The sequence below is a fragment of the Bacteroidota bacterium genome, assembly GCA_039714315.1.
In the GTDB taxonomy this organism is placed as follows: Bacteria; Bacteroidota; Bacteroidia; order Flavobacteriales; family JADGDT01; genus JADGDT01.
This window is the reverse complement of sequence record JBDLJM010000144.1, coordinates 1-7,817: the sequence shown is the minus strand read 5'-3', so window position 1 is coordinate 7,817 and position 7,817 is coordinate 1. Positions and strand designations below refer to the sequence as shown.

The 7,817-nt window shown below is 36.3% G+C and carries 8 protein-coding genes; 5 read left to right on the top strand and 3 right to left on the bottom strand.

Features of this window, described 5'->3' with window-relative positions:
- The first annotated feature begins 117 nt into the window (after positions 1-117).
- The gene (locus ABFR62_11920; protein MEN8139128.1) at positions 118-507 is read left to right on the top strand and encodes a hypothetical protein; all 390 of its coding nucleotides are present in this window, start codon (positions 118-120) and stop codon (positions 505-507) included.
- Between the two features lie 6 nt (positions 508-513).
- Here ABFR62_11920 and ABFR62_11915 read toward each other — a convergent pair whose 3' ends face one another.
- Both ABFR62_11915 and ABFR62_11910 read right to left on the bottom strand, forming a co-directional pair.
- A complete protein-coding gene (locus tag ABFR62_11915) occupies positions 514-873 on the bottom strand; it encodes a hypothetical protein (protein ID MEN8139127.1) in 360 nt (119 codons plus the stop codon).
- A gap of 135 nt (positions 874-1,008) precedes the next feature.
- Positions 1,009-1,929, bottom strand: coding sequence for a class I SAM-dependent methyltransferase (locus tag ABFR62_11910; GenBank protein MEN8139126.1), 921 nt, complete (start codon positions 1,927-1,929; stop codon positions 1,009-1,011).
- Positions 1,930-2,091: 162 nt separating this feature from the next.
- Between ABFR62_11910 and ABFR62_11905 the strand changes: the two genes are divergently transcribed.
- The 4 genes from ABFR62_11905 to ABFR62_11890 all read left to right on the top strand — a co-directional run bounded on the left by ABFR62_11905 (position 2,092) and on the right by ABFR62_11890 (position 6,691).
- Positions 2,092-2,595, top strand: a complete 504-nt coding sequence (locus ABFR62_11905) for a GNAT family N-acetyltransferase (protein MEN8139125.1) — start codon at positions 2,092-2,094, stop codon at positions 2,593-2,595.
- 30 nt (positions 2,596-2,625) lie between these two features.
- Complete coding sequence (locus tag ABFR62_11900; protein MEN8139124.1) at positions 2,626-3,939, top strand: MATE family efflux transporter; 1,314 nt, start codon at positions 2,626-2,628, stop codon at positions 3,937-3,939.
- Positions 3,940-4,336: 397 nt separating this feature from the next.
- A complete protein-coding gene (locus tag ABFR62_11895; protein MEN8139123.1) occupies positions 4,337-5,815 on the top strand; it encodes a DUF5687 family protein in 1,479 nt (492 codons plus the stop codon).
- Positions 5,816-5,992: 177 nt separating this feature from the next.
- Positions 5,993-6,691 (top strand): ABC transporter ATP-binding protein, encoded by a 699-nt coding sequence (locus ABFR62_11890; GenBank protein ID MEN8139122.1) that lies wholly within the window; start codon positions 5,993-5,995, stop codon positions 6,689-6,691.
- Positions 6,692-6,820: 129 nt separating this feature from the next.
- Here ABFR62_11890 and ABFR62_11885 read toward each other — a convergent pair whose 3' ends face one another.
- The gene (locus ABFR62_11885) at positions 6,821-7,261 is read right to left on the bottom strand and encodes a hypothetical protein (protein MEN8139121.1); all 441 of its coding nucleotides are present in this window, start codon (positions 7,259-7,261) and stop codon (positions 6,821-6,823) included.
- Positions 7,262-7,817: the final 556 nt, after the last annotated feature.

The window sequence follows — 7,817 nt, the reverse complement described above, 5'->3', positions numbered from 1 at the left end:
TAGCCAGCTGAGCTACATCCCCGTGATTGTGAGGGCAAATATAATATTATTTACAATATATAATTACTTATTTATTAACTACCTTTATATAGAAAACAGGAACCAAATACCCGTAAAATGAATACGCAAATAAAAATTTTACACTGGTCGCCCCGAATCCTCTGCATCCTGGCTATTTTATTCATCAGTATGTTTGCCTTAGATGCTTATGAACCTGATTTACCCTTTTGGAAACAACTTGGTGCCTTTGCCATGCACCTCATCCCTTCTTTTGTTTTAACCTTAATCCTTCTTATTGCCTGGAAATGGGAGCTTATAGGAGGAATTCTATTTGCAGTCATCGGACTCGCCTTGTCTCCCTGGGTATTCAAACATAACTACAACATGAATCATTCATACTGGATGAGTCTCGGAATTATTATGATGATAACTGTTCCTTTTGTAATTGTTGGAGTGTTATTTATAATGAGTTATCTGAAAAAGAGAAACAACAAACTTAAAAGTTAATTATTCTCAATACCTGTTTCTTTTCCCCCTGCCATTACCCTTTCCACGGCCTTTACCTTTTTTAGAGCCGGTTTTCTTCTTTACTTCAAAAACCTTTTTAAACTCCTCTTCAGTAATTACATTATCAGAATTGGCATCAACATCGGCAAATGAAATATTTTCCAGTTTTACAGAGCTTCCCTGCGCATCTTCCAAAATCTTGTTTTTCCCGGTATCGAATTCAAACTGGGATATTTTACCGTCTTGTGTTATATCGAAAGCCGAAAATGACAATTTTGGCTGACCCTGGTTTTGCTGTGCACTGACGAAATTTGAAAACAATACAAAACCCAGTATTATAGTTGAAATCCTTGCTGCATTAATCATAGTGATCTTTATTTTTTCTAATTAATGACGCAAAAATACTGTAAAGATTCAGTCATTTTCATGATGAATACTATACTTAACACTACTTAAGTGTAGTTTAACTATAATTAACAAAAAGGGGGATTTATAAAACATTTATGCTTTACGCCCGCTCGCAATAACAATATCGCTTGTGATCTCCCTAACACCTTTTTTCGTGAAAGCATTTCTAACTTTTTGAATTACTTTTTTCCTTTTATCAGGTGCATAAACAGAGTACCACCATGCTGAAGATGTTGATGCAAAAAAATCATAGGCCGCAAGTCCGCTTTTAAAGCTTTCTTTCCATGTTATCCTCCGGGTAGAAATATAATCCAATTTCAATTCCCGAAACACTTGCTCTAAGTACCTTTCATCTCTGGGCCAATATTCCAGTCTATAACCCAATGCAGGTAGTTTAGGTAAAGTCCACAAAGCAGTCTCTATAGCTTCTTGATATAAGCCGGGGCCGTGAGTAGCAATATTTATCATTCCTTCGGGTTTCAGAACTCTGACCATTTCCTTAATTACCTTCTCCTGATTTGGCACAAGCCCCAATAACATAGATGAAATCACAATGTCAAAGGAATCATTCTCAAATGGAAGAGAATCGGAATCAAGTTTTATATACTCAATCTGCCCGTTGTTGTATCCGAGTTCCTCTGCTTTATTTTCACACTTATTCAGCATATATTCTGATATATCGCCACAAACAACCTTCTGTGCTCCGTGTTTCAGAACAATGAAAGCAGAAACCCCCGTACCGCAGCCAACATCAAGTACAGTCTTTCCCATAAACGATTTACCGTATAAAAGAGCTTCAGAGATTTTACTATAGTGCTTTAGTCCAAGTTTGTCGTAATTAGCAATATCGTCGGTCAATGCTCCTGAATAGCCTTTCTCTGTCCTTTTTTTCATTGCATCAACATTCTTGGTATAGCCTGTTGCCCATGCGATTGCATTACCGAAATTAACCAACAATTTCGATAAAAAAGAAAGCTTTCCCGTCCATAATACCGATGGCATTTTATCTTCCATTTACATTGTTTCTTTTTATCTCTGCAAATTTCGACATTATAAACAAAACTTACACCTATACCCCTCTCATAATAAAATAAAAAACATCTCCTGATAAATTTTTCTACGTTTGCTAATGCACTATTAAATGCTAATTTTGTCAACTATATAATCTCCCATAAAATGTTAATAAGTTTAGCCGAAAAGAATGATATAGAAGAAATTCACTCCTTAACGAAAGCCTGTGCTTCGAATATGATTTCGAATGGAATATATCAGTGGAATGAAAAGTATCCTCCAAAAAATAAATTGAGTGAAGATATCTCAAGAGGGGAATTGTTTTGTATAAAAGACGAGAGTAAAATTTACGGTATAATTGTGATAACCGAAATTGAAGATGAAGAATACGAAAACATTAAATGGCTAAGCCCACAGGGAACAAGTATCTATATCCACCGACTGGCTGTTCATCCCGACTATCAGAGAAAAGGTTACGCCAAAGAATTAATGGATTTTGCCGAAGGTTTTGCTCATTCGATGGGATATACAAGTGTAAGGCTTGATACTTTCAGTAAAAATCCGCGTAATAATAAATTCTATCAAAACAGGGGATATAAAAAACTGGATGACATATATTTCCCAAAACAAAGCGAACATCCTTTTCACTGTTACGAACTATTATTGTGATTTTACAATAAACCATTATAGCATTAACTCATGTCAAGAATATCCCTCAAAGAAATTAACAAGCTAGCCATACCGGCAATTCTGGCGGGTATTGCCGAGCCCTTAATCTCTTTATCAGATATTGCCATTGTTGGTAATGTTCCCGATAACGCAACTGAAGTTCTGGCTGCAGTTGGTATTGCAGGTTCCTTTCTATCGGCTCTGATTTGGGTATTGGCACAGACTAAAACAGCTATTTCAGCAATAGTTTCACAATATCTCGGGGCAGGAAAACTCAAAGAAGTAAAAGCACTTGTTCCCCAGACTATTTTCATGAATTTACTGCTCAGTCTGCTGGTTTATTACATCACATCAATTTTCTCCTACGAGATCTTCCGACTCTACAATGCCGACGGATTGATATTGGATTATGCAGTGTCGTATTTCAAAATTAGGGCATTCGGGTTCCCGTTCACCTTGATTACCTTCTCAATATTTGGAGTTTTCAGAGGGATGCAGAATACTATTTGGGCCATGTATATTTCTATTATTGGAGGAGTAATAAATATAATTCTCGACTTTATTCTGGTTTTCGGTTATGCAAATATCCCGGCCATGGGAATAGAAGGTGCAGCCTATGCAAGTTTGATCTCACAATTTGTTATGATGCTTATTAGTATTTACTTATACCTCAAAAACACAGAATTCAACCTGAAACTTAGCCGTAGCATACATCCCGAACTGGGCAATCTTATAAAAATGAGCCTAAACCTGTTTATACGTACTGCCGCACTGAACTATGCCATATATCTCGCAAATAAATACGCCACAGGTTATGGCAACGAGTATATTGCAGCGCAGACAATTGCGATGAATATCTGGTTATTCTCATCATTTTTTATCGACGGATATGCCAATGCAGGTAACGCTATATCCGGCAAGTTACTCGGAGCAAAAGATTACAAACGCCTTTGGACATTAGGAATCGACCTGAGTAAATACAGTGTTTTTGTTGCTGTGGTTCTCGGTGCACTTTATACTGTTGGCTACTATACAATTGGCCGAATATTTATCGCCGACCGTGAAGTGTTAAATATTTTCTACAGCATTTTCTGGATGGTAATAGCCATGCAACCCATAAATGCCCTCGCATTTACCTTTGACGGTATTTTTAAAGGTCTGGGAGAAGCCAAATATCTTAGGAATGTACTTATAGCAGCAACTTTCATTGGTTTTGCTCCCACAATTTATATTTCAGACTACTTTGACCTTAAACTCTACGGTATATGGATTGCTTTTACCGTTTGGATGCTGATACGTTCACTGAGTTTAATTGTTAAGTTTAGAGTTAAATATTTGAGCTGATTCAACACTCTATCTCCAAAACTCATGAGGCTGTCTAAAAAAATGAGACAAAAAAAAGGTTCTCCGACTGAAGAACCTTTTCTAACTAACCCAAAATCTTACTATGAAAAACTTGTATCTCTACAATTCCCTTGTTTTTACTCTGCAAATATGCGGCAAATCACAAAGCCTGCAAATTTTTAATGACTAAACGCCCAGTGCAATGACAAACAATTAATTTTTCATGACAAACAATCACCTGTCCGGTGTTTGTTGTAAATAATTACAACTATTACCAGCAATAATCCTTTCTGTATATAAGTTAAACTCCCTAATTAATAAACACTTAAAAATTAGGATTTTATTAAGATATTAAAATCAAAATAATTCTAAATTTATAAACCTAAATTATTAACCCATGATCTTAGAACTTTTTTCCCTTAGCAGAAAGGAATCTTTCCGGTCGCGCCTGAGAAACAAAAATATTTTCATCAATTTACTGTTGGGATTTTTTGTTCTTTACTTTGCAGCAGTATTTGCCTCATTAGGCTTTCTTCTTCCGAGGATATTGGAAGAAGATATAGGAATTAGTGGCGACCCCCTTGTAATTGTGAACTCTTTTCTGCTAACATATTTCGGCATGGATTTATTCGTGAGATTTATGATGCAGTCTTTACCGGTAATTTCCATAAAGCCCTTTCTACATCTTCCTATAGAGAAAAGCACCATTGTAAATTACCTGCTGATAAAGTCGAAATTCTCGGCTTTCAATTATATTCCCTTACTTTTTATAATTCCATTTTCGTTCAACCTCCCGCATTACGGATATAGCACTCCTCAAATTCTAACATGGATTTTAGCTGTGACAATGTTTTTAATGAGTAACAACTATCTGAACTTTATACTAAAACGCTCCTTTAACGATAACGTGAAATTTCTGTTACCTGCACTCATAATTTTTGTTATCCTTTATGCACTTGATTACTTCAACATCTTTTCGGCTAAACATTACTTTGGCATACTGCTAAACAATATAGTAAGAGAACCTATCCTGCTGTTTATTCCATTTGCCTCAATATTACTGTTTTACTACATCAATTATAACTATTTAGTTTCCAGAATAAATCTCGACGATACCGTAAAAAGCAAATCGGAAGTAGCAAGCCTTAATTCAATGGAATGGGCCAACAGCTTTGGAGAAATAGCACCATATATAAAACTCGACCTTAAAATGATCTGGCGAAACAAACGCCCTAAAACTTTAGTCTACATGTCGTTTGCCCTTCTGTTTTACGGACTTATATTTTATCCAAACCCTGTTTATCAGGATAAACCAACATTTATGGTTTTTGTAGCGGTTTTCATTACCGGTGTATTCGCTATCAATTTCGGGCAATATATTCCCGCCTGGGACAGTGCCCACTATTCAATGCTTATGACACAGCGCACAAACCTGCTGACTTATGTAAAATCAAAGTTTGCAATAATGTCAATCGCAGTGGTTTTGTTCTTTGTTTTGTCGATACCTTATGTGTACTTTGGATGGGAAATACTGCTGCTCCATTTTGCTGCCGCAATTTACAATATAGGAGTAAATATTCTTTTACTGTTAATGATGTCGTCGTTCAACAACAAAGCCATCGACCTGAGCCGCAGCGCAGTTATGAATTATCAGGGCACGGGAGCAAAACAATGGCTTATGGTAATCCCGATACTGGCACTACCTGTTTTAATATACTGGATTGGCGATATGATTTACGGATTTGCAGGAAGTATATCGCTAATAGTTATACTGGGATTACTGGGGATAGTTTTTCATCAAAAATTAATATACATCGTCGCAACACAGCTGGCGGAAAGAAAATATAAAATAATTGAAGCTTTTAGCGAAAAATAAGAGTGATTGTGAGGGCGTGCCCCCGGCTACTTATCCCTTGTCTGCCATAAGACAAAATAAGTTCAGTAGCCGGGGTCGGGCTCTCGGCTATATCTTTTTATTGCTAAGGCAATAAAAAGGATGCCGCCTCCATCCCTCACGCAAAACAAGATATTACACAATTCAACAATATAGAAAATGATACACCTGCAGAATATTTCAAAAAAATACGAAGACAAAGTTGTTTTAAATATCGAAGACCTTCAAATCCCCAAAGGTCAGTCGTTCGGACTGGTTGGAAACAACGGTGCGGGGAAAACAACAATGTTCAGCCTCCTACTTGATTTAATAAAACCCACAAGCGGACATATTACAAATCAGGAAATTCAGGTAAATAAATCTACTTCCTGGAAAGAATTTACATCTTCGTATATCGATGAGAGCTTTCTTATAGGATATCTCACTCCTGATGAATATTTCGATTTTATAGCTTCATTGCGCGGAGTGAACAAAACCGACTTAAAAGAATTCCTCGAACAATTCGAAGAACTTTTTAACGGTGAAATACTCGGTGTAAACAAATACCTTAGAGACTTATCGAAAGGTAACCAAAAAAAGGCAGGTATAGTGGCAACACTAATCGGCAATCCCGAAGTTATAATACTGGATGAACCTTTTGCCAATCTTGACCCGAGTACGCAGTTCAGATTAAAAAACATCCTTAAAACTCTTAACGAAAACAAAGAAGTAACAATACTTATTTCGAGTCACGATCTGAACCACGTAACCGAAGTATGCGAGCGTATTGTTGTTCTGGAGAAGGGTTGTATGGTTAAAGATATGAACCGAAGCGAGGGAGCCTTACAGGAGCTCGAAGAATTTTTTAAGGTGGAGTAAGATAATGACACCTATATCGTCATATCGAGCGAAACGTAGTGAAGCCGAGATATCTAATTATATTAATCCTAATTTTCATGAGATGTCTCCACTACGCTATCGCTCCGGTCGACATGACGTGTATAATAACTATTTATCCAATTCAGCTATCCTTTCATTTAGGCTGAGATCTTTCATTCTGTTTTTCCAGTCCAAAACAAAACGAAATAACTGTTCTTTGGTTCCGGTGTCTATCACATCTACATATACGTATTCATCGTCATAATACCCAATATCAACATAGGCATCCAGAAAGTAAGTACGATCAGCATCATCCTTTACCAGAGTCCTGTGAAACCCATTTTCAACCCCCTGATAAAGTATTTTTTTAAAGTGTAGTACTGTATCGGCTTTTACGTAATAATAATTACTGTTTTTTACAACGTAATACTCATCCTTTGGAAAAAAATAATCAGAATAGTCTTCAGTATCCTTATCATAATCCGAATATTTTATAACCCGGTAAACATCATGCGTACAGGAAGTGGCGATAAATATCAGAATTAATATATGGGAAAATTTTCTTAGCATAGGCTACATATTACACTTAAAGCACTGATATCGTATAATATACGAAAATATATTCAACCGTAAAAGTATATATGTAAATACGCACGGCCGTGCATATCAACAACCCTCAGTAATAATGGACTTGATCCAGTAAAGGGTCAAATCATATTTTTGGGGAGAAAATTATATAAAGCGTTTGGTTCGACCAATTCAGTCTATGGTTTACTGCATTTATTTCTCATTAATGAATAATCAATTGGATGAGGGGGTAAAGTTGACAATATTATATTTTGTACTACTGTAAGTAGTCAATTTGTCATCGCCACGAAGTGGCAGATTAATTCAACAAAAGGTATCACCTTTTGTTGAAGATGCAAAATATGAATACGCCCTGAAAGGGCAGATTAAACATTTACACAATATGTCAAGGCGTTGCCTTTGACCGGAATTAAGTATGGCTTTCAGCCAATACTAAATAAAGGACAGTTTAGATTAGTGAGAGGTGTAGACTAACTAACATGCTTCTGCAGAATCTTTCAATGCCAGAATTAAAGAGTTTAGAAGGCAATTTAGAGGA